The organism is Bifidobacterium pullorum DSM 20433 (assembly GCF_000771405.1).
Lineage (GTDB): Bacteria > Actinomycetota > Actinomycetes > Actinomycetales > Bifidobacteriaceae > Bifidobacterium > Bifidobacterium pullorum.
Genome location: NZ_JDUI01000002.1, coordinates 185172 through 206431, shown reverse-complemented (window position 1 = coordinate 206431; position 21260 = coordinate 185172). Strand labels below are relative to the sequence as shown.

The window sequence follows — 21260 nt, the reverse complement described above, 5'->3', positions numbered from 1 at the left end:
CTTTGTTCGATGGTGGTTGTCCGTCGGCGTTTGCCGCGGCATCGGCGCCGCGAGTCGACACGACCCAGTCTATCGTTTTGTCTTAATTCGGACAATGCGACATGCATCGTGTTGCCGCCAAGGGGGCTGTGGTAATGCTGTGGTAGCGCTGTGATAATGCCGTGAACCGGTATGACGGAAAGGGCAGTCGGTGCAGATGCCGTGCGGCGACATGCGATATGGGTCGGTATGGCGTGAGGCGGGCGACCGCTCACCGATGCTCCGGCAGATCCGCCCGCTCCACGAGCCGGGCCATCTGCACCCGTCCCATGCACAGCTTGTCCGCGGCGGACGACAGATGCGCCTTGGCCGTGCGTTCGGAGATGAACATACGCTGGGCGATCTCGGCGTTCGTGTAGCCCTCGGCTGCCAGGATGACGGCTTCGCGCTCGCGTGCGGGCAACGTGTCCAGCAGTGCGCGCGCCTCGTCCCGCCGGGATTGCGGACGCTGCCTGTTGAGTCCGCCGATCAGCTGCCGCTGGCTCGCCGAATTGAATTGGGGTGTGCCTTCGCAGACGCCGATCACGCGTCGGATGATCTCGTCGGGTGCGTCCGTTTTGGATACGAATCCTTCGGCGCCGGCCTCGACCGCGCGCTCGACCGTATCTGCGGGACTCAGCGAGGTGAGGATGAGCACATGCGGGGCCGGGGACAGGGCGCGGAGTCCCCGTGTCGCCTCGATGCCGTCGATCCCGGGCATGGCGATGTCCATGAGCACGACGTCGGGGCGTTCATCCGCCGCGCGGCGCACCGCGTCCTTCCCGTCGGTGGATGTCGAGACCACGGTGATGCGGCCCTCGGAATAATCATTGAGGATAAGTCCCATCGCCTGACAGATCATCGGGTCGTCGTCCACCACGCTTACGTGGATCGGACGGTCGTCTTCCATCTTGCTCACGGTTGTATCCTAGGCCAGACCTGCAACGTCCGTCTGCTCCCCGGCGATGGTCCTGGTCCATGGCAGTCGTGCGTCGATGTGGAACACGCCGCGTTCGTCCGCCCCGTACGCGCATGAACCGCCCGCATTGTGGATTCGCGCGGCGATGCCCTGTAATCCCGCGCCGGCCCGATCCGACGAGGAGGAGGCGTGCTGTGCCATCGGATTGCTGATGTGGATGTGCACACCGGTCTGGGGACGGGCGTCCACCTGCAACGCGACCGGCGCGTCGGGCGCATGCCTGCGGGCGTTGGTCAGCCCTTCCTGAATGGTGCGGTAGGCGATTTTTCCGAGATTCTCATCCATTTCGCTGAGCTGTTGGATGTCGATCCACGTGTCGATACGCATCCCCGCCTGCCGTGCATCGGTGATGAGCGCGTCGAGCGATTCCCGGGTGAGGGCCGTGTCGTCGGATGGGGCCAACTGGACGTACGCCTGTTCGGGATGTCGGAGCATATCGATGATGGTGTGGGCCTCATCCAACGCGCCGGCCGCCTGCCGGCGGATCTGCTGCGCCTGTTGCGCGATGGAATCGGCGTGGATGCGGATGGAATCCTCGCCTGGTTGCGTCATCGTGCGCAGCTTGTCTGATTCGGCCTGCAGCGCGCTGGCGTTCAACGCCAGCAGGGACAGCGAGTGGGCCAGGGTGTCGTGCGCCTCCGCGGCGATGGCGTCGGCGAGCTGTTGGTTGTTCAGATCGGCCTGCAGTGTGTGGGCCTGGCTGGCGGCGGCGTTGGCCTTGGCTTCGGCCGAGGCCGCGATGGCTTTGGAACGCAGATGCAGTCCGACGAGCGCCGCGATGGCGGTGGAGATGAGTGCGGAAACCGCGGCCGTGATGATGATGGGCGTCTCTCCGACCAACATCACGATGGGTGTGCCGGAATTACCCCCGGTGTTGGGCTTGGCGAAGAACATGTGCCACAACGATGCGTCGGGCGGATTGAGTGCATCGCGCAGGTGTGAGATCAGCGCGGTCATGCCGCCGGCCACGATGGCGCCGATGGTGATTCCGCGTGAGGATCGTCTGGCCAGCAGTGAGGACATGGCCATCAGCGTGAGCGTCGGATCGAAGGGGAATATGATGACGATCGCGCATGATCCCCAGAACACTGCTTCCGGGTGTCGGTCCCTGACCAGCAGCAGGAATCCCGATGGAATGGCGGCGAGCGCGGAGAACATGAACCACAGATACTGAGGATCCGAGCTGCCGTAGCGTGCCGCGGCGAATGAGGTCTGCGTCAGGCACATGAAGATGGCTATGGGCACCATCGCAAGGGTGCTTTTCTTCGTGCTGTGCACCGGCACCTCGATGTTCTGTATGGTGCCGGATGGCTGCTCCTCGGTGGAACGTGCACGGTCACGGGCGTCGGAATTGCTCATACCCACCATTATCGGCATCCGGCCCCGATCCGCCATGGTGCGGTGGGGCATATCCGACTGCCCGAAGGGGAAATCGGAAATGGCCGTTCGTCCAGTATCGAACGCGACTGGCGGCTCATAGGCTGAGTATCGATACAGATACGTCGAATGAAATGAGGAATACCATGAACGAACCGCAGTCTTCGCCTGTTGCTGGCATGCCCCCGCAGACGAATACAAAGAAGCCGGTCTGGAAGCGTTGGTGGTTTTGGGTCATCATCGTGGTTGTGCTTCTGGCCATCGCAGGCATCGGATCCGGCGCCACCAATGGGACTGCGGGACAACCGCAGTCCCAGCAACAGGCGAGTGCATCCTCCGAACCCTCTGACAGCGCGGAATCGTCATCGCCCGAACCCGATCCGGATGTTCCCGTTGAATACACAAATGCGTTGAAGAGCGCGGAGAATTATTCCGATCTTATGCATATGAGCCAGCAAGGCATCTACAATCAGTTGACCAGTGAATTCGATCAGTTCAGCGCCGAGGCGGCGCAGTATGCGATCGATAATCTTCAGGCTGATTACAAGGCGAATGCGTTGGCCAAGGCCGGTGAGTATTCCGATACCATGCATTTGAGCCGGCAGGGCATCTATGATCAGTTGATCAGTGAATTCGACCAGTTTACGGATGAAGAGGCGCAGTATGCGATTGACAATCTTCAGGCTGATTACAAGGCGAATGCGTTGGCCGCTGCCAAAAATTATCAGGACACGATGGCCATGTCTCCCGAGGCTATTCGTGACCAGTTGGTGAGCGAATACGGCAACAAGTTCACGCAGGAGGAAGCGGACTACGCTATCGCTCATCTCAACGACTGACGACGGTTATGATATGCCGACGCCCCGATGTATGGTGTCGGCATATCGAATATATCCGGGTGTTAAGAGCGACGCCGCATGTTGCGGTCGATAAGCAGAGTCAGCAGCACGAACGCGGCGGCGACCAAGGAGAAGAAGGCACCGACGAGCCCGACGGCGCGGAGCCCGGGCCCGGAAACGACCACGCCGCCGATGGCCGTGCCGAAGGCAATGCCGATGTTGAACGCCATCGGTTCCAGCGAACTGGCCAGCACCATCGCCTTCGGATGGCGCTCGCGCGCCACGCGCATGAACAGCGAGATGCAGGAGACCGAGACCACATACATGGACAGGCCCACCAGCATGACCGGCAGCAGTGACCACGGCATCGCGGGGCTGACCAGATACAGCGCTACCAGGAACAGTGCCTGGACCGGAAACACGATTAACAGCGCCTTCATGCCGTACTTGAGGTCCACCCAACCTGAAATCAGGTTGGAGATGAAGCACATGACGCCGTAGACCATCAGGGTGGCGCTCGCGCCGACCGCATCCATGCCCAGCACATCCTCCAGATACGGCGTGATGTACCCATAGAACACGTAGACCGAGCCCACGCCGAACAGGAAGATCGCGATGCCGACGAGAATCTGCGGTTCGGCCAGCAGCCCGGCCTGTTCGCGCATCGTGGACGGCTCATCGGTGGAACCGTGGCGGGGGAGCACCGCCAGCATGGCCGCGCTGACCACCAACGCCAGCACCAGCGCGATGACCATAACCGCATGCCAGTCCAAGACCTCGGCCACGATCTTGCCGACCGACGTGGCCACAACCATCGCCACCGAGAACGCGGCGTAGACCACCGAGATCATCATCGACATGCGGTGCACGCCCACCAGCTCCGGAATGAACGTGACCCCGACGGCCAACAGCGCGCCGGAGACCGCACCGAGCAGGACGCGGGCGGCCAGCAACACCTCGAACGTCGGTGCGAAGGTCATCATGATGTTGGAGACGCAGAACAGCGCCACGTAGACCGTCAGCAGCGTGAACCGACGGAACCGGCCGGTCGATACGGCCAGCAGCGGCGTCAGCACCGCGTAGGCCACCGAGAAGAAACTGATGAGTTCACCGACGCGCGCCAACGGCACGTCGAAGGCCTCGGCGAGTTCGGGCTCCACGCCGATGACGGTGAATTCGGAGAATCCCAGCGAAAACCCCATCAGTACAAGCAGGGCGATGCAGGCAATGGCGCGTGGTCGGCGGATGGGGGTCATGGCGGTCCTTTGAACGAATACGGGGGTGGCAACGCCGCGGCGAAGCCATGGGTTATCGTATCGGACACGACGATCATCGTCATCCGGACAGGTCGTCGGCGTTTCGCCATGTGCTCATGGCCCCTTCCGGTTCCGCCCCAGCCCGCCCCAGTCCGCCCCAGTCCACTCAACACACCCGGCTTCTGCGGACTCTGATGCTTCGTGACCGTGACACAAGTTCGGAATCGTTGTGATTTCAACGATTTCAGGGATGCATCAGAGTCACGATATGTCAGAGTCCGCAGAAGCCGGGCGTGTTGAGGGAAGGAATGGGAAAGGGCCGCCTCCAGAAGGAAGCGGCCCCGCGATGCTATGGTACCGGCGGATCAATCCCTGTTGCCCAGCAGCTGCAGGATGTACAGGAAGATGTTCACGAAGTCCAGATACAGGTTCAGCGCGCAGATGATCGAGACCTTCTTGATCATCTCCGGGCCATAACCGGCGTACTGGTTGAAGATGGCACGGGTCTGCTGGGCGTCGTGCACGGTCATGGCGGCGAACAGCACCAGGCCGATGGCCGAGACGATCATCAGCATCGTGTCTCCCGGGAACAGGAACGCGAGCAGCAGCTCGGCCACGATGAGCACGATCAGGCCCACAAGCAGGATCGGACCCGCCTTGAGCATGTTGATCTTGGTGGTCATGCCGAACATCGTGAGCACGAAGAAGAACACCGCGCACAGGCCCAGCGCCACGCCGATGGAGCCCAGATCGTAGATCATGAAGATGGAGCTCAGCGTGAAGCCCATCAATGCCGAATACACGTAGAACATCAGGCGAGCGGTACCCGACTTGATCTTCATGATGCGGGCGCCGAGGAACATCGCCAGGCCCACCTGCACCACCGCGAACAGGATGAAGCCGATCAGGCCGGTGGCCTGCAGGAATGCCACGTAGGCGCCGCTCATCTGCGCGAGCACGGCCACCACGGCCGTGATGATCAAGCCGATCGTCATCTCGCCATACGCCTTGGTGACCGAGACGCGCTGCGCCTGCTCGAAGGCATAGGCCGCCTCGGTGTTGATGGCGGCGGTGCCGTTGGGCGCGTAGGCGTACGGCTGCTGCGCATACTGCGCGTTGTACTGATACTGCTGGTACTGGTTCTGCGGCTGCTGGTTGAAGCCGGTGCCGCCCTGCGGCTGCTGGCCGAAAGTCATCGTCACTCCTTGGAATCGCCCGGCCGGATGGCCGGAGTGACTTCCATCATACGGGCGAATGCTGAACGAATGGTGAAGGATTCAGCCGCGGGCACAGAATCTTGGCACTACCTTGACGAATCGGCGGTGCCTCGGGCCGGATGACGCTCAGGAATGCGGCGCCTCGTCGACCTGGGGCGCGCCGTTGATGTCGCGGTGGATGTTCTGCATCTGCACCTCGATGTTCTGCAGGCTGCGCGCGCAATCCAGCAGCGTCTGCGAGTGCTCGCTCAGCTTGACGTCCGGCAGATCGGTCTTGTACCGCAGCGCATGCTCCAGGCTCGCCCAGTAGTCCATCGCGATGGTACGGAACTGCACCTCGACCGGCGTGTAGTGCGCGCCCGACGACAGGAACACCGGCACCGCGTAGATCACGTGCAGGCTGCGGTAGCCGTTCTGCTTGGGGTTCTTGATGTAATCCTTGACCCGCAGCACCTGGATGTCCGACTGCGCGGACAGATAGTTCGACACCGAGTACACGTCGTCCCGGTAGTTGCAGATCACGCGCACGCCGGCCACATCGAACAGGTTGTCCTTGATGGACGCCACCGTCTTGGGCAGTCCGCGCCGGTCGAGCTTGCCCAGAATCGAGGAGATCGATTTGAGGCGGCGTTCGATATGATGCACGGGATTGTGCGAGAAGCGCACCTGGAATTCCTCGTCAAGCACCTCCAGCTTGGTGCTGATCTCATACATCGCCCCCTCGTAGACCTGCATGAGATTGACGAATTCGGTGATCTCCTCCATCGGGAATTGGCCGTTGTCGAAGTTCGTGGCCTTCAGGCGCGCCTCGAGTTCGGCGGAGTTCAATCGGCTGTGTCGGTCAAGTATCACGGTTCCCATCATACAATCCGAGCTGTCGGTTAGCATGGGGTTTCATGGACGAAGCGATGATGACCGAGGCGGAGCGCGCCTCGAAGCAGGCCGACGTCGCCGACCCGCGGGTGTCGGCCGGTGAGCGCGGCAAGGGCGTGTACACGATCCACACGCTCGGCTGCCAGATGAACGTGCACGATTCCGAGCGGATCGCCGGCGTGCTGGAGCGGGACGGCTACGTGCCCGCCACCGAGCAGCAGGTGGCGGACAAGGATGTGGACCTGATCGTGCTCAACACCTGCGCGGTGCGCGAGAACGCCACCGAACGCATGTACGGCACGGTGGGCCTGTGGGCGGAGCTGACCCGCCGCAACCCGAACCTGCAGATCGCCGTGGGCGGTTGCATGGCCCAGTTGGATCGCGAGAAGATCGCCAAAAGAGCCCCCTGGGTCGCGGCCGTGTTCGGCACCAAGAACATCGGTTCGCTGCCGCGTCTGCTCGACCAGCATCGCGCCACCGGCTCCCCGCAGGTGGAGGTCGTCGACAAGCTCGACTATTTCCCGAGCCAGCTGCCCGCCGTGCGTGCCTCGAAGGTGTCGAGCTGGGTGTCGATCTCGGTGGGTTGCAACAACACCTGCACGTTCTGCATCGTGCCGACCACGCGCGGCAAGGAGCATGACCGCCGCCCCGGCGACATCCTCGACGAGGTGCGCCGCTGCGTGGACAACGGCGCCAAGGAGGTCACGCTGCTGGGACAGAACGTGAACTCCTTCGGATACGGCATCGGCGACCGGTACGCGTTCTCCAAGCTGCTGCGCGCCTGCGGCACGATCGAAGGCCTGGAACGGGTGAGGTTCACCTCGCCGCATCCGGCCGCGTTCACCGACGACGTGATCGCCGCGATGGCCGAGACCCCGAACGTCATGCACCAGCTGCACATGCCGTTGCAGTCCGGCTCCGACCGCATCCTGCGCGCGATGCGCCGTTCGTACCGCACGGCCAAGTTCATGGATATCCTGCGCAAGGTGCGCGAGGCGATGCCCGACGCGCAGATCTCCACCGACATCATCGTCGGCTTCCCGGGGGAGAGCGACGAGGACTTCGAGGAGACGATGCGGATCGTGGAGCAGGCGCGGTTCTCGTCGGCGTTCACGTTCGAGTACTCGCCGCGCCCCGGCACCCCCGCCGCCGTGATGGAGCAGGTGCCCAAGGACGTCGTGCAGGAGCGGTTCGAACGCCTGGTCGCCCTGCAGGAGCGCATCACCGAGGAGGAGATGGCCAAGTTCGAAGGCCGTGACGTGGAGGTCATGATCACCGGCACCCAAGGCAAGAAGGATGCCGCCACGCACCGCGTGACCGGTCGCGAACGCACCGGCGTGCTTGTGCATGTGGGCGTGCCCGAAGGCGAACCGATGCCGCAGGTCGGCGATTTCGTGACCGCCACGGTCACGCATGCCGCCCGGCACAACCTGATCGCCGATCCCGATCCGAAAGCCGGCCAGACCTACCATGTCCGCCACTGATTCCGCCGTCGCCGCCCCTCTCGTCGAAGCGGCCGCAGACACGGACGGCCGGGGGAGCGCCCTGCCCCGCGTCGTCTCGATCGTCGGACCCACCGCCTCCGGCAAGACGGGGCTGGGCATCGCCGTCGCCCGTGCGCTCGCCGAACGGGGGGAGCGCGCCGAAATCGTGAACGCCGACGCCTACCAGATGTACCGGGGCATGGATATCGGCACGGCCAAGCCCACCGCCGAGGAGCGGGCCGCCGTGCTGCATCATCTCATCGACATCATCGACCCGGATGACGCGATGAGCGTGGCCCGCTTCCAGACGTTGGCGCGCGAATGCATCGCCGATCTGCAATCCCGCGGCGTCCGGCCGATCCTGGTCGGCGGTTCCGGGCTGTATGCGAGGGCCGCCATCGACGACATCTCATTCCCCGGCACCGATCCCGAGGTGCGGGCCCGGTTGGAGCGTCGCGCCGAAACCGAGGGGCCGGGCATCCTGTTCGAGGAGCTCAAGGCCAAGGATCCCGAGGCCGCCGCGCGTATGGATCCGCGCAACCCGCGCCGTACCATCCGTGCGCTGGAGGTCATCGAACTGACCGGTCGCCCGTATTCGGCGAGCCTGCCGCGCTACCGGTATGTGATTCCGAGCGTGCAGATCGGTCTGGATCTGCCGCGTGAGGAGTTGGACCGCCGTATCGGGCTGCGTACCGAACAGATGCGTGAGGAGGGGTTCGTCGACGAGGTGCGTCGCCTGCGCCCGCATCTGGGTGCGACCGCCTCCCGTGCGCTCGGCTACCAGCAGGTGATCGACGCGTTGGACGGACTGTGGAGCGAGGACGAGGCCTTCGCCGACATCGCGCAGAAGACCCGTCGGCTCGCCCGCAAGCAGATGGGGTGGTTCGGGCGCGACCCGCGCATCCACTGGCTGCGTGCGCAGAACCCGGATCTGGTGGCCAACGCGATGGCCGTTATCGACCATGCCGACGCCGGTGACTACGACGCCATCGATGCGCGGGCCGATGCCTACACGCAGCACCATCTGGGCGACATCGCCGCCTGAGCTCGGACGTTCGGGACGGACGGATCCGCTTTCTGCCGGTCGGGCCGACGGAAGACGGTCGGGCCGACAGAAGATAGTTGGGCCGGAGGAAGACCCTGCCGTGCGGAGACGTCGGTGACGGATCAGTGGGCGGGGCCCTGATCCCATCCGGCGATGAGGAACACGCGGGTGGGATTCGCCGGACGGACCATCATGTCGAACATGCGCTCGAAGCCGGTCGTGTCCCCACGGTAGGCGTCCCGCTTGGCCTCGCGGTAGGTGTCGCGATCCACCGGCCCCCAGTCCAGATCCCAGCCGGCATCGTGGGCGAGGCGCGAGGCGAAGATGCGCAGCGTCATCGCGTTGCCGCCCTTGAACGGATGCAGATAGCCCAGCTCATCATAGATGTGGGCGAGCTGACGGATGAAGTCGCCGCGGTCCAGGTTGTTCAGGTTCCGACGGTCCGCCAGTTCGGTGGCGATGTTCAGCGCCCCGGTCTCGATGAGATTGGCGGGGAAGAACGCCTCCGGGTTTCTGGCGCGCGTCCGGTCGTCGGTGCTCTCCCGCACGGTGTCGCGGGTGCGCAGACGGCCTGCGTCGTTGAACACGCCCTCGAACAGCCCGCGGTGGATGGCCCGGAGCTCATCGAGATCGGTGGTGGCCGGCCAGCGGCGTTCGATCAGCACGATCGTACGCACGAACACGGCGCTGTCTCGGTCGTCGTCCGCATCGTCGAACAGGCGGGTGACGTCGATGTCCCCATGCTCATAGCGCACGGCGGCCCGCATCGTCGCGTCGCTCGGCGTCATCGATTCCAACGCGCAGTTCTTCAGTGCAAATGCGACTGCGCTCGCACGTTCCGCTGGAGTCATACTCCGATGATAGCGGTCGGCGGGTCGCAATCGCGGCGATGTCGTGTGTGTCGCGTCCACGCCGGCGGCGCGACCGTGCCGGGTTGTACAATTTGTTGCGTTATGGCACGAACCACTTCTTCCCCCGATACCTCCAAACGCGGCAAGGCGACGAACGGTCGCGCCGCGCAATCGCAGACCACGACGCCGGTTGAGCCGGCATGGAAACGCGCGCTGCTGGCGATCCCGCGCGGCATGGGTTCCGCGGTCCGTTCCGTGACGGGCGTGGGCGAGTACGACCCGGCGTATCGCCGCGACGGCCTGTGCTTCCTCATGCTGGTGCTCGCCGTGTTCTTCTGCGCCTCCGAATGGTTCCGCGTCAAAGGGCCGTTGGGCGTGTTCCTTCATGCCGTGGCTTCGGGCCTGTTCGGTGTGATGAGCGTCGTGGTGCCGGTGGTGCTGGCCATCGTGGCGGTGCGGCTGATGCGCAACTCCGGTAAGGATTCCGGCAATCCGCGGGTGGTCGCGGGGTGGACGCTGCTCATGTGGTCGATCTGTTCGATCATCGACGTGGTGCTGGTCGCCGACGTGCCCGGCTTCCATATGGGTGCGCTGCAGGAGGCCGGCGGCCTGTTGGGGTTCGTCGTGGGCTCCCCGCTGGCGTGGGGGCTGTCCCGTGCGTTCGCAATCGTCGTGTTCGTGATCGTGGGGGTGTTCTCCCTGTTGCTGCTCACCCGGACGCATGTCACCGAAGTGCCCGAGAAGATGGGACTGGTGATGGATAAGGCCCGCGGCAGGCAGCGGGATGCGGGCGAGGGCGCGCAGTTCCCGAACGAGGTGCGTGTGGGGGACGGCACGTTGTCCTTCGCCGAAGGGGTGCCCGCGCATGACGGCACCGACGCCGCGCCGCGCAGGCAGGGTCTGTTGGGTCGTCTGTTCGCCAAGGCCAGAGGGGCCAGGACGGATCGGACGCTGGAACGCTATGAGGGCGACGATCCGTTCGAGAACGCCGCGAGCCGTCACGGCGATGCCGCGGAGACCCTCGTCATCGATCCCGACGCGCCGCCGCGCCTGATGTCGTCGGGCACGCCGTCGTCCGATGCCGTGCCGACGGTCGTCGATCCCGCGCAGGCCGGATCGACACGGGTGATGCATGCCGGGCAGACGCACGAGCATGACGCCTCCGCCGAACGCGCCGCCGTGAACGACCCGTGGGCGTCCATCGGCGAGGACGGCGAGATCGCGGTCGACGCCGAAACGGGGGAGCTCGTCGACGGGGCGGATGCCGATGCCGGCCGCGATGGTCATGATGCGGCCGCACCGTACCGTCTGCCCGACCTCGTGCTGCTGTCCAAGGGACAGCCGCATGCCGCGCGCACGCCCGCCAACGACCGCGTGATCCAGGCACTGACCTCCACCTTCCAACAGTTCAACGTGGACGCCAAGGTCGTCGGGTTCCTCCGCGGCCCGTCGGTCACCCAGTACGAGGTTGAACTGGGGCCTGGCGTGAAGGTCGAGAAGGTCACGAACCTGCAGAAGAACATCGCCTACGCGGTGGCGAGCTCCGATGTGCGCATCCTCTCGCCGATCCCGGGCAAGTCGGCCATCGGCATCGAGATCCCGAACGCCGACCGCGAGATCGTGCATCTGGGCGATGTCCTGCGCTCCGACACGGCACTGAACGACCCGAACCCGATGCTGGCGGGCATCGGCAAGGACGTCGAGGGCCATTTCGTGACCGCCGACCTGACCAAGATGCCGCATCTGCTGGTGGCCGGCGCCACCGGTTCCGGCAAGTCAAGCTTCGTCAACTCGATGCTCACTTCGATCATCATGCGTGCCACGCCGGAGCAGGTGCGCATGATCCTGGTCGATCCCAAGCGCGTGGAGCTGTCCGCCTACTCGGGCATCCCGCACCTGCTCACCCCGATCATCACCGATCCGAAGAAGGCCGCTCAGGCGCTCGAATGGGTGGTCAAGGAGATGGACGCGCGCTATTCCGACCTGGAGTTCTTCGGTTTCCGCCATGTCAAGGATTTCAACGAGGCGGTGCGCGCGGGCAAGGTGCACGCCCCCGCCGGATCGAACCGCAAGGTCGCCCCGTACCCGTACCTGCTGGTCGTGGTCGACGAGATGGCCGATCTGATGATGGTGGCCAAGAACGACGTGGAGAGTTCGATCCAGCGCATCACCCAGCTGGCGCGTGCCGCCGGCGTGCATCTGGTGCTGGCCACGCAACGTCCGTCGGTCGATGTGGTCACCGGCCTGATCAAGGCGAACATCCCCTCGCGTCTGGCCTTCGCCACGTCCTCGGCCACCGATTCGCGCGTCATCCTGGACACCGTGGGTGCCGAGACGCTGATCGGCCAAGGTGACGCGCTGTTCCTGCCGATGGGCTCGGCCAAGCCGATCCGCGTGCAGGGTTCGTGGGTTTCCGAATCGGAGATCCGCAAGGCCGTGGAATACGTGCGCACGCAGCGCAAGCCGCACTACCGCGAGGACATCGAGCAGATGGCCAAGGAGGCCGAGCAGCGCGCCGTGGAACCGGATGAGGAGATCGGCGACGACATGGATGTGCTGCTGCAGGCCGCCGAGCTGGTGGTCACCACGCAGTTCGGTTCCACCTCGATGCTGCAGCGCAAGCTGCGTGTCGGGTTCGCCAAGGCCGGCCGACTGATGGACCTGCTGGAATCGCGTGGCGTCGTCGGCCCCTCGGAGGGGTCGAAGGCCCGCCAGGTGCTGGTCCAGCCGCAGGATCTGCCCGCGGTGCTGGCGTTCATCCGCGGCGAGAGCGATACCTTGACCTCCAGCGCGCCGGAGCAGGACACCCTGGCCATGTGATCGGCGGCGCGCGGATTCCTCGAATCGCAAACGCCGCTATCACCGTGCGCCTGAAATCAAGGTACAGTGATGAGTATGCAGAATTCCGATGAGCAGCGCACGGGCTCCTTGCTCGATGGCTGGAACGCGCCTCCCAATCTGGTCACCTATGCGCGCATCGCGCTGGTGGTGGTGTTTCTGGTGCTGGACATCATGGCGGGGCCGTTCGGCGTCGACAATCCCGCGATGCGGTGGGTTGCCGCCATCATCTTCATCGTCGCCGCGTCCACCGATAAGATCGACGGCTGGATGGCCCGCAAATACAACCAGGTCACGGAGATGGGCAAGCTCATGGACCCCATCGCGGACAAGCTGCTCACCTGCGGCGCGCTCGTTGTGGCGGCGGCGTTCGGCGAATTCGGCAACGTCGTCTGGGGTTGGATCCTGGTGGCGCTGTTCCTGATCCGCGAGCTCGGCATCACGGTGATGCGGTTCTTCGTCATGGAACGGCCCGGAGGCAAGGTGATCGCCGCCGCATGGCCGGGCAAGCTCAAGACCGTGTTCCAGTGCGTAGGCCTATCCATGCTGCTGGTGCCGCTGTGGACGTTCGCTCCCGGAACGGGGGCGAACCCGTGGTGGCTGACCGCCTATACCTGGCTGACCCAGATCGTGATCTACGTGGCGTTGGCGCTGTGCCTGTATTCCGGCGCCGTCTACCTGATCAACACGTTCCGTCCGGCCGAACGGTGATCGGGTCGGCCGATACCGGGGAAGGGGAGATGATGACGTGCGACAGTGGGGGCGGTGGCGCGTCCGATGCGCCGGATGCGGCGCAACTGGCGGAGCGCTGCGATGATTTGGCACGTCGGGTTCTGGCGTGGTGCGACCGACGGGGGATGAAGATCGCCGCCGCGGAATCGTTGACCGGAGGGCTGCTGGCCGACGCGTTCGTGCGCATTCCGGGGGCCTCCCGCGTGTTCCTGGGGTCGGCGGTGACCTATGACATCGCCGCCAAGGCCGCGGTGCTGGGGGTGGATGCGGAGCTGCTGGAGCATGAGGGTGCCGTGCATCCGTCGGTGGCCGAGCAGATGGCCGTCGGCACGTCGCGGCTGTATGGCGTGGGGGAGTATGCCGGTCGCGTCATCGGATTGTCGACCACCGGTGTGGCGGGGCCCGGTCCCGACGGGGACAAGCCCGCCGGCCTGGTGTATGTGGGGGTGTCGGCGCCCCGGCCCGATGGGGGGTCGGCGGTGCGGTCGGTCCGGCTGCGACTGTCCGGCGACCGTGAGCGCATCAGGCGTCTGACCGTGCTGCGCGTTCTGGAAAATGTGAGCGGATTCACAGTGGATTCACAGGAATAATCCGTCGGTTCCGGTGTTGTTCGTAGTGGTGGAACGAACGACGCCAAGTCGGAAGGAAGACGTGATGGAACCGATGACCGTGACCCGTGAACGTATCGAACATGCAGGTGTGAACGCCGCCTCGGTGAAGGGCACCGGCGCGCGTATGCGCGACCTGACCCCGGCGCAGCGCCGGGCCGTGCTGTTCGCCCAGCAGCAGGTCATCAAGGCCCGTGCCGCCAAGAAGGCCAAGGAGGAGCGTCAGGCGGCGCTGGAGCGGATGTGGCAGCAGGAGGATTACGCCGAGCGGACGCGTTCCCGTGCGGGCCGCTCCATGCAGGATACGGACGAGGTCCGTGAGGTGTCGCTGCGCGAGGCGATCGGCCATGTGCTGCGTGAACTGCGCACGCGTGACCGCAAGACGCTGCGTGAGGTCAGCGAGAAGGCCGGCGTGTCGCTGGGGTATCTGTCGGAGGTGGAGCGCGGGCAGAAGGAGGCCAGCTCGGAGCTGCTGGGCTCCATCGCGCAATCGTTGGGTGTCAAGCCCTCGCAGATGCTGCGGTTGGTGGCCGACTATCTGGATTCTCTGGAATCGTAACCGTTGCTCGGGCGGCGTGCCGGGTACACTGGGCCCCTATGCGAGAACGCGAATTCTGGGAGTTGCTGGAAGAGGTGTTCGGGCGTAGCTATGGACGCAGTCTTTCCAGGGATCAGCAGCTGACCTCGTTGGACGGGCTGACCGTCGTCGAGGCGTTGGCCGCCGGCATCGAACCCCGCGTGGTGTGGAACGCGCTGTGCGATCAGATGGATGTGCCGGACGCGCGACGCTGGGGCACCGACCACAACGCGCCGCCTCTGCCGGCCGCGTGACATGCCGGCCGTGTCATTCGAACATTTGTTCGTGTTTGGGGTTATAGTTATCCACATGAACCGACCACGCCGCAAAGGCATGGGTGCCGGAAACGGCGGAATCGCGCGGATGCACCGGTAGTGCGCGGCATCCGCGCGAGCCGGACGCGAATCGTTCGACCACATTGGTCGCCTGCGGTTGCGCGGTGCGTCGCGGCCCCATACGGTGGGTGGAGACGGACGGTCACGACACGCTTGTTAAGGAGAAGACATGGCACAGCAGACGACAGCCGCCAAGGACGCCGACGCCTCCAAGGGTGCGCATGGCATCGACCCGCGCCGGCAGGCCGCGCTGGACACGGCGCTGGCGCAGGTGGAGAAGAGCTTCGGCAAGGGGTCGGCCATGAGGCTGGGGGATAAGCCCCCGCAGGATGTGGAGGTCATTCCCACCGGTTCGTTGGCGCTGGACATGGCGCTGGGCATCGGTGGTCTGCCCAAGGGGCGCATCGTGGAGATCTACGGCCCGGAATCGTCCGGTAAGACCACCCTGGCGCTGCACGTGGTGGCCAATGCGCAGCGTGAGGGCGGTGTGGCCGCGTTCATCGACGCCGAGCACGCCCTGGACCCCGTGTATGCCAAGAAGCTTGGCGTGGATACCGATTCCCTGATCGTCTCCCAGCCGGATAACGGCGAGCAGGCGTTGGAGATCGCCGATATGCTGATTCGCTCCGGCGCCCTGGACGTCATCGTCATCGATTCGGTGGCCGCCCTGGTGCCCAAGGCGGAGATCGAGGGCGAGATGGGGGACAGCCATGTGGGCCTGCAGGCCAGGCTGATGAGCCAGGCGCTGCGCAAGATGACGGGCGCCCTGGCGCAGGCCGGCACCACGGCCATCTTCATCAATCAGCTGCGCGAGAAGATCGGCGTGTTCTTCGGCAACCCCGAGACCACGACCGGAGGCAAGGCGCTGAAGTTCTATGCGTCGGTCCGTCTGGACATCCGCCGCGTGCAGACGATCAAGACCGGCGACGAGGCCGTCGGCAACCGCACCCGCGTCAAGGTGGTCAAGAACAAGATGGCGCCGCCGTTCAAATCGGCGGAATTCGACGTGCTGTACGGCGAAGGCATCTCCAAGGAAGGCTCGGTGCTGGACATGGCGTTGCAGGCCAACGTCGTCAAGAAATCCGGTTCCTGGTTCACCTATGATGGCGACCAGCTCGGTCAGGGCCGTGAGAATGTCCGCCAGTTCCTGAAGGACAACCCTGAGGTGACCGCTCAGATCGAGAACAAGGTCAAGGCCGCGTTCGGACTGGTCTCGCTGCCTGAAGATGCGTCGCAGCCCGATGCCGAGGCGGCCGGCGGCACCGACGCGGGCAAGCCGGCGAAGAGCGCCCCGGCGAAGTCCTGACGCGGAATCATCGATCGGAGACGCGTGGCATGATCGACGCCGAACGATTCCTGTCCGTGGTGGGGCGCGGCGATACGCCCCACCACGGTGACGGAGGTCCATCCCCGGACCGTTCCGATGCGGAAGAGACGCTGGATATGTGCCGCGAGGCGGCGCTGCGGCTGTTGGACGCCGCCGCGCGGCCGTCGGGGGCATTGCGCGGGCGATTGCTGGACAAAGGATACGATGCGGACACCGTGGATGAGGTGATCGCCCGACTGACCCGTGTGGGATTGCTGGATGACCGCGCCTATGCCGAATCCGCGGTGCGGTACTGCGTGGGCAGATGCATGGGGCGTCGCGGCACGGTGACGGAGCTGGTTCGCAAGGGGGTCGACCGCGGTCTGGCCGAAACGGTCGCCGCACAGGCCGAGCAGTGCGGGATGTTCGAGGAATCCGCGTGGGAACTGGGGCGGCGGTATGCACGAAAGACCGTTGGACTTGAAACCGCCGTGCGTCGGCGCAGGTTCTGGTCCGCCGGAGGGCGGAAGGGCCATGATCCCGGCGTGTTGCGGCGTGTGGCCGAGGAGCTGCTGCCGTAGTGCGGCGCGTTTCGGCGGTTGGTGTGCGAGATTCCCGGTACCCCGGGTTCTGTCATGCCGCCGAAGCGGCACGGATGGCCATCCATCTCGACCTGACGTCGCCGCCAGGCTCTAGCAGCCTACCCGGAGACTCGGGCGAGCAGCCCTCATGCGTCTCCTGCTTGGCCTTGCTCCCGATGAGGCTTGCCATGCGGCCGGCTGTTACCAGCGGCCCGGTGGTCTCTTACACCGCCGTTTCACCCTTACCCGGACGAGTCCGGGCGGTCTATTCTCTGTTGCGCTAGCTCTCAGGTCACCCTGGGCGGACGTTATCCGCCATCGTGCTCTATGGAGCCCGGAAGTTCCTCAGCCGTACCGGCGAGCCGGTATGACCGCGGCCATCTGGGAATCTCGCACCCACACAACAATAGCGCATACGCGTGTCGTTCATCGTTGGCGAGTTGTTCGCCATGTCGCCGCCGAACTCGGCTACAATGAGACATACCCGGATGGCGATGATGCCATTCGGGCACATACAGCGGGCACAACCCGCTTGAGCTCAAGGAGGTCCACATGGAAATCGTCGTTACCGGACGTCATACGCAGATCAAGCAAAGGTTCCGTGATGTCGTCGAAAACAAGATGAATCGTGTGACCGCTATCGCCCCGGACGCGGAGCGCGTGCAGATCGTCGTCACGCATGAGGGCAACCCGCGTCAGGCCGATACCGCCAAGCGCGTGGAGATCACCGTCATCGCCGGCCGCACCGTGGTGCGTGCCGAGGCGTCGAGCACCGACGAATACAGCGCGCTCGACATGGCTCTGGACAAGCTGACGCTGCGTCTGCGCCGTACGCGTGACCGCCGCAAGGATCATCGTCGTGGATACACGAATCCGGTGCCCGTCGATATGGGCGTCGTCACCCCCGAGCCGGCCGAGGAGGAGGCGCCGGCCGAGGAACCGAACAACAGCCCGCAGGCGGCCGTCGCCTCCGATCTGGGCCCCGGCGAATCGGTGGAGGTCCAGGTCGGGGATACGCCGATCGTCATCCGCCGCAAGCTGCACATCGCCGAACCGATGACCATCGATGAGGCGCTGTATGAGATGGAGCTGATCGGACACGATTTCTTCCTGTTCGTCAACAAGGAGACGAACCGCCCGTCCGTCGTCTACCATCGCCATGGCTGGAGCTACGGCGTGTTCGAGATCGACACCCCGGAGAACGTGAAGAAAGCCGAGTGAGGCCCTGACTGAACGTTGACGATGATGCCCCGCGACACACAGTGCGCGGGGCATCATTCGTGTGGAAGACGCCAAAAATCGTAACGTTCGCGTACACTGGGACGAAGTTTGTGCCCGATTCCCACGAATTGGGCTATGCTCGTTTACGGTAACCGACAAGGGAGCGAACGTGGTAGACATTATCGACAAGGCCCTCCGCATGGGCGAGGGACACCAGCTCAAGAAGCTCGAGAACGTGGCGAAAGCCGTGAACGCGCTGGAGGATGAGATTTCCGCCCTGAGCGATGAGGAGCTCAAGGCGCAGACCGGCAAGTTCAAGCAGCGCCTCGATAACGGCGAGAAGCTGGACAGCCTGATGCCTGAGGCCTTCGCGACGGTGCGAGAGGTCTCCAAGCGCACGCTGGGCCAGCGCCACTTCGATGTCCAGCTGATGGGCGGCGCCGCGCTGCATTGGGGCAACATCGCCGAGATGAAGACCGGTGAAGGCAAGACCCTGGTCGCCACGCTGCCGAGCTACCTGAATGCGCTCGAAGGCAAGGGCGTGCACGTCGTCACCGTCAACGACTACCTGGCCAGCTACCAGAGCGAGCTGATGGGCCGCATCTACCGCTTCCTCGGCCTGTCCGTCGGATGCATCCTGACCGAGCAGAAGCCGCCGGAGCGCCGCAAGCAGTACAACGCGGACATCACCTACGGCACCAACAACGAGTTCGGCTTCGACTACCTGCGTGACAACATGGCGTGGGAGAAGTCGGATCTGGTGCAGCGCGGCCATCACTACGCCATCGTTGACGAGGTCGACTCCATCCTGATCGACGAGGCCCGTACCCCGCTGATCATCTCCGGTCCGGCCGAGGGCGACGTGACCCGCTGGTACCGCCAGTTCGCGCGCCTGGTGCCGAAGATGACCCGCGACGAGGACTATGAGGTCGACGAGAAGAAGAAGACCGTCGGCATCCTGGACCCGGGCATCACCAAGGTCGAGGACTTCCTGGGCATCGACAACCTGTACGAGCCGAACAACACCGCGCTGATTGGCTACCTGAACAACGCCATCAAGGCCAAGGAGCTGTTCCTGCGCGACCGCGACTACGTGGTCACCGGAGGCGAGGTGCTCATCGTCGACGAGCACACCGGCCGTATCCTGCCGGGCCGCCGCTACAACGAGGGCCTGCACCAGGCCATTGAGGCCAAGGAGAACGTGGAGGTCAAGGCCGAGAACCAGACCTTCGCCACCATCACGCTGCAGAACTACTTCCGCATGTACGACAAGCTCGCCGGCATGACCGGTACCGCCGAGACCGAGGCCGCCGAGTTCATGGGCACCTATAAGCTCGGCGTGCTGCCGATCCCGACGAACAAGCCGATGATCCGCGTCGATCAGGACGATCTGATCTTCCGCACCAAGCGCGAGAAGCTCGCCGCCATCGTCAAGGACGTGGCCAAGCGCCACGCCAAGGGCCAGCCGGTGCTGCTGGGCACCGCCAGCGTGGAGAGCTCCGAGGTCGTCTCCTCGCTGCTCGACGTGGCGGGCATCCCGCATCAGGTGCTCAACGCCAAGCAGCACGCCAAGGAAGCGGCCGTCGTGGCCGTGGCCGGCCGCAAGGGCGCCGTGACCGTGGCCACCAACATGGCAGGCCGTGGTACCGACATCATGCTGGGCGGCAACGTGGAGTTCCTGGCCGATGCCAAGCTCAAGGCCGAGGGCTACTCCCCGGATGACACCCCGGAGGAGTACGAGAAGCGTTGGCCGGGCACCCTGGCCGAGGTCAAGGAGCAGGTCAAGGACGAGCACGAGGAGGTCGTCGGGCTCGGCGGCCTGTATGTGCTCGGCACCGAGCGCCATGAGTCCCGCCGCATCGATAACCAGCTGCGCGGCCGTTCCGGCCGTCAGGGCGATCCGGGCGAGTCCCGCTTCTACTTGAGCCTCGAGGACGACCTCATGCGTCTGTTCAACACGCAGCTCGTGGCGCGTGTGATGGCCAAGGGCCTGCCCGAGGGCGAGCCGATCGAGTCCAAGAGCGTGTCCAAGGGCGTGCGCACCGCGCAGAAGTCCGTCGAGTCGCGCAACTTCGAGATCCGTAAGAACGTGCTCAAGTACGACGACGTGATGAACAAGCAACGCAGCGTCATCTACGCGGAGCGTCAGGCCGTGCTTAAGGGCGAGGACATCCACGAGGACATCGAGCGGTTCATCACCGACACCATCACCAGCTATGTGCGTGGCGCGAACAAGGGTTCCGACAAGCCCGCCGACTGGGATTGGGAGGGCCTGTTCAAGGCGCTGAAGAGCGTCTTCCCGGTACAGGTGACCGAGGAGGAGGCCCGTGAGGCCGCCGGCAAGCTCAAGGGTGAAAAGGCCGTCGACGCCGTGCGCGACGTGCTGGTGGCCGACGCCGAGGAGCAGTACGCCGCCATCGAGACCAAGCTCGGCGAGGAGGGCCTGCGCCAGCTGGAGCGTCGCGTGGTGCTCGCCGTGCTCGACCGCAAGTGGCGCGAGCACCTGTATGAGATGGACTACCTCAAGGACGGCATCGGCCTGCGTGGCATGGGCCAGCGCGATCCGCTGGTCGAATACCAGCGCGAGGGCTACCAGATGTACAACTCGATGATCGAGGCCATCAAGGAGGAGAGCATCCAGCTGCTCTTCCACGTGGACATCGACCGTGTGGCCATGACCCAGGACCTGGAATCCGAGCAGGATGAGGATGCCGCCGTCGACGCCGCCGAGGCGCAGATGGGCATCGAGGACGCCGCCCCCGCGGATCAGACCGTGGCCAGCGGCCCGTCCGAGCCCGAGACCGACGACGAGGCGGAGGCCGAAGCCATCGACGAACTGGCCGCGCAGTCCGAATCCGGGTCCGAGAGCGCGGATGAGGACGACGTGACCCGTGACGAGAACGGCAATCCGATCATCGTCGGCCCCGCTCCGATCAGCCACGCCGAAGGCAAGGTCCCGACCTCCAAGCGTCCCAAGAGCGAGGAGCTGCACACGCCGTGGGCGGACGGTCGCACTTTCCCGGACACGCCGAAGAACGCCCAGTGCCCGTGCGGTTCTGGCCGCAAGTACAAGATGTGCCACGGCCAGAACGAGTAGTGGCTCATTTACGGACCATCCAGCGC

The 21260-nt window shown here is 64.8% G+C and carries 18 protein-coding genes and 1 other RNA gene; 12 read left to right on the top strand and 7 right to left on the bottom strand.

The features are described 5' to 3' along the window. Positions 1-250: 250 nt before the first annotated feature. Both OU11_RS02185 and OU11_RS02180 read right to left on the bottom strand, forming a co-directional pair. Entirely contained in the window at positions 251-928 is a 678-nt protein-coding gene (locus tag OU11_RS02185) for a response regulator transcription factor (RefSeq protein WP_033514308.1), read from the bottom strand. Positions 929-946: 18 nt separating this feature from the next. After that, entirely contained in the window at positions 947-2245 is a 1299-nt protein-coding gene (locus OU11_RS02180) for a sensor histidine kinase (protein ID WP_052122566.1), read from the bottom strand. 275 nt (positions 2246-2520) lie between these two features. Between OU11_RS02180 and OU11_RS02175 the strand changes: the two genes are divergently transcribed. After that, positions 2521-3213 (top strand): Ltp family lipoprotein, encoded by a 693-nt coding sequence (locus OU11_RS02175; RefSeq protein ID WP_206538216.1) that lies wholly within the window; start codon positions 2521-2523, stop codon positions 3211-3213. Between the two features lie 62 nt (positions 3214-3275). On the opposite strand, the gene OU11_RS02170 is transcribed toward OU11_RS02175, so the two are convergent. The 3 genes from OU11_RS02170 to OU11_RS02160 all read right to left on the bottom strand — a co-directional run bounded on the left by OU11_RS02170 (position 3276) and on the right by OU11_RS02160 (position 6547). Then, positions 3276-4469: an MFS transporter gene (locus OU11_RS02170; RefSeq protein ID WP_033514303.1), complete on the bottom strand. Its 1194-nt coding sequence runs from the start codon at positions 4467-4469 to the stop codon at positions 3276-3278. Positions 4470-4834: 365 nt separating this feature from the next. Beyond that, entirely contained in the window at positions 4835-5665 is an 831-nt protein-coding gene (locus OU11_RS02165; protein ID WP_033514207.1) for a Bax inhibitor-1/YccA family protein, read from the bottom strand. 147 nt (positions 5666-5812) lie between these two features. Continuing rightward, positions 5813-6547 (bottom strand): GTP pyrophosphokinase, encoded by a 735-nt coding sequence (locus tag OU11_RS02160; protein WP_033514301.1) that lies wholly within the window; start codon positions 6545-6547, stop codon positions 5813-5815. Between the two features lie 35 nt (positions 6548-6582). On the opposite strand from OU11_RS02160, the gene miaB reads away from it, so the two are divergent. Next, complete coding sequence (gene miaB, locus OU11_RS02155; RefSeq protein ID WP_033514206.1) at positions 6583-8043, top strand: tRNA (N6-isopentenyl adenosine(37)-C2)-methylthiotransferase MiaB; 1461 nt, start codon at positions 6583-6585, stop codon at positions 8041-8043. After that, the gene (miaA, locus tag OU11_RS02150) at positions 8030-9088 is read left to right on the top strand and encodes a tRNA (adenosine(37)-N6)-dimethylallyltransferase MiaA (protein WP_081963389.1); all 1059 of its coding nucleotides are present in this window, start codon (positions 8030-8032) and stop codon (positions 9086-9088) included. Before miaB ends, miaA begins: the two co-directional genes overlap by 14 nt. 122 nt (positions 9089-9210) lie before the next feature. Here the strand turns inward: miaA and OU11_RS02145 are convergent, their stop codons facing one another. Continuing rightward, positions 9211-9939 (bottom strand): Fic family protein, encoded by a 729-nt coding sequence (locus OU11_RS02145; RefSeq protein WP_081963388.1) that lies wholly within the window; start codon positions 9937-9939, stop codon positions 9211-9213. Positions 9940-10041: 102 nt separating this feature from the next. Here OU11_RS02145 and OU11_RS02140 point away from each other — a divergent pair, with 102 nt between their 5' ends. From OU11_RS02140 to OU11_RS02110, 7 genes are all read left to right on the top strand, one after another. Beyond that, positions 10042-12759 (top strand): DNA translocase FtsK, encoded by a 2718-nt coding sequence (locus OU11_RS02140; RefSeq protein WP_033514204.1) that lies wholly within the window; start codon positions 10042-10044, stop codon positions 12757-12759. A gap of 69 nt (positions 12760-12828) precedes the next feature. Further along, positions 12829-13488: a CDP-diacylglycerol--glycerol-3-phosphate 3-phosphatidyltransferase gene (pgsA, locus tag OU11_RS02135; protein ID WP_033514203.1), complete on the top strand. Its 660-nt coding sequence runs from the start codon at positions 12829-12831 to the stop codon at positions 13486-13488. Between the two features lie 86 nt (positions 13489-13574). After that, complete coding sequence (locus OU11_RS02130) at positions 13575-14099, top strand: CinA family protein (RefSeq protein WP_033514297.1); 525 nt, start codon at positions 13575-13577, stop codon at positions 14097-14099. A gap of 64 nt (positions 14100-14163) precedes the next feature. Further along, positions 14164-14676 (top strand): helix-turn-helix domain-containing protein, encoded by a 513-nt coding sequence (locus OU11_RS02125; protein ID WP_033514202.1) that lies wholly within the window; start codon positions 14164-14166, stop codon positions 14674-14676. 38 nt (positions 14677-14714) lie between these two features. After that, the gene (locus OU11_RS02120) at positions 14715-14948 is read left to right on the top strand and encodes a DUF3046 domain-containing protein (protein ID WP_033514201.1); all 234 of its coding nucleotides are present in this window, start codon (positions 14715-14717) and stop codon (positions 14946-14948) included. 250 nt (positions 14949-15198) lie between these two features. Next, the gene (gene recA / locus OU11_RS02115; protein WP_033514200.1) at positions 15199-16335 is read left to right on the top strand and encodes a recombinase RecA; all 1137 of its coding nucleotides are present in this window, start codon (positions 15199-15201) and stop codon (positions 16333-16335) included. A gap of 29 nt (positions 16336-16364) precedes the next feature. Continuing rightward, positions 16365-16916: a regulatory protein RecX gene (locus OU11_RS02110; RefSeq protein WP_033514199.1), complete on the top strand. Its 552-nt coding sequence runs from the start codon at positions 16365-16367 to the stop codon at positions 16914-16916. 22 nt (positions 16917-16938) lie between these two features. Here OU11_RS02110 and rnpB read toward each other — a convergent pair. After that, positions 16939-17309, bottom strand: an RNA gene (rnpB, locus tag OU11_RS08755) — RNase P RNA component class A. A 159-nt stretch (positions 17310-17468) separates the two neighbouring features. Here rnpB and hpf point away from each other — a divergent pair. Both hpf and secA read left to right on the top strand, forming a co-directional pair. Next, a complete protein-coding gene (hpf, locus tag OU11_RS02105; RefSeq protein WP_033514198.1) occupies positions 17469-18137 on the top strand; it encodes a ribosome hibernation-promoting factor, HPF/YfiA family in 669 nt (222 codons plus the stop codon). A 169-nt stretch (positions 18138-18306) separates the two neighbouring features. After that, positions 18307-21234, top strand: coding sequence for a preprotein translocase subunit SecA (gene secA, locus OU11_RS02100; RefSeq protein WP_033514197.1), 2928 nt, complete (start codon positions 18307-18309; stop codon positions 21232-21234). Positions 21235-21260: the final 26 nt, after the last annotated feature.

Bases quoted from the DNA above. Each gene is read 5' to 3' on its own strand.
- OU11_RS02165 (WP_033514207.1), bottom strand. From the start codon at position 5,665: ATGACTTTCGGCCAGCAGCCGCAGGGCGGCACCGGCTTCAACCAGCAG.
- OU11_RS02140 (WP_033514204.1), top strand. From the start codon at position 10,042: ATGGCACGAACCACTTCTTCCCCCGATACCTCCAAACGCGGCAAGGCG.
- OU11_RS02145 (WP_081963388.1), bottom strand. From the start codon at position 9,939: ATGACTCCAGCGGAACGTGCGAGCGCAGTCGCATTTGCACTGAAGAAC.
- OU11_RS02160 (WP_033514301.1), bottom strand. From the start codon at position 6,547: ATGGGAACCGTGATACTTGACCGACACAGCCGATTGAACTCCGCCGAA.
- OU11_RS02120 (WP_033514201.1), top strand. From the start codon at position 14,715: ATGCGAGAACGCGAATTCTGGGAGTTGCTGGAAGAGGTGTTCGGGCGT.
- OU11_RS02180 (WP_052122566.1), bottom strand. From the start codon at position 2,245: ATGGTGCCCATAGCCATCTTCATGTGCCTGACGCAGACCTCATTCGCC.
- OU11_RS02110 (WP_033514199.1), top strand. From the start codon at position 16,365: ATGATCGACGCCGAACGATTCCTGTCCGTGGTGGGGCGCGGCGATACG.
- hpf (WP_033514198.1), top strand. From the start codon at position 17,469: ATGGAAATCGTCGTTACCGGACGTCATACGCAGATCAAGCAAAGGTTC.
- miaB (WP_033514206.1), top strand. From the start codon at position 6,583: ATGGACGAAGCGATGATGACCGAGGCGGAGCGCGCCTCGAAGCAGGCC.
- pgsA (WP_033514203.1), top strand. From the start codon at position 12,829: ATGAGTATGCAGAATTCCGATGAGCAGCGCACGGGCTCCTTGCTCGAT.
- miaA (WP_081963389.1), top strand. From the start codon at position 8,030: ATGTCCGCCACTGATTCCGCCGTCGCCGCCCCTCTCGTCGAAGCGGCC.
- OU11_RS02170 (WP_033514303.1), bottom strand. From the start codon at position 4,469: ATGACCCCCATCCGCCGACCACGCGCCATTGCCTGCATCGCCCTGCTT.
- OU11_RS02185 (WP_033514308.1), bottom strand. From the start codon at position 928: ATGGAAGACGACCGTCCGATCCACGTAAGCGTGGTGGACGACGACCCG.
- OU11_RS02175 (WP_206538216.1), top strand. From the start codon at position 2,521: ATGAACGAACCGCAGTCTTCGCCTGTTGCTGGCATGCCCCCGCAGACG.
- recA (WP_033514200.1), top strand. From the start codon at position 15,199: ATGGCACAGCAGACGACAGCCGCCAAGGACGCCGACGCCTCCAAGGGT.
- OU11_RS02125 (WP_033514202.1), top strand. From the start codon at position 14,164: ATGGAACCGATGACCGTGACCCGTGAACGTATCGAACATGCAGGTGTG.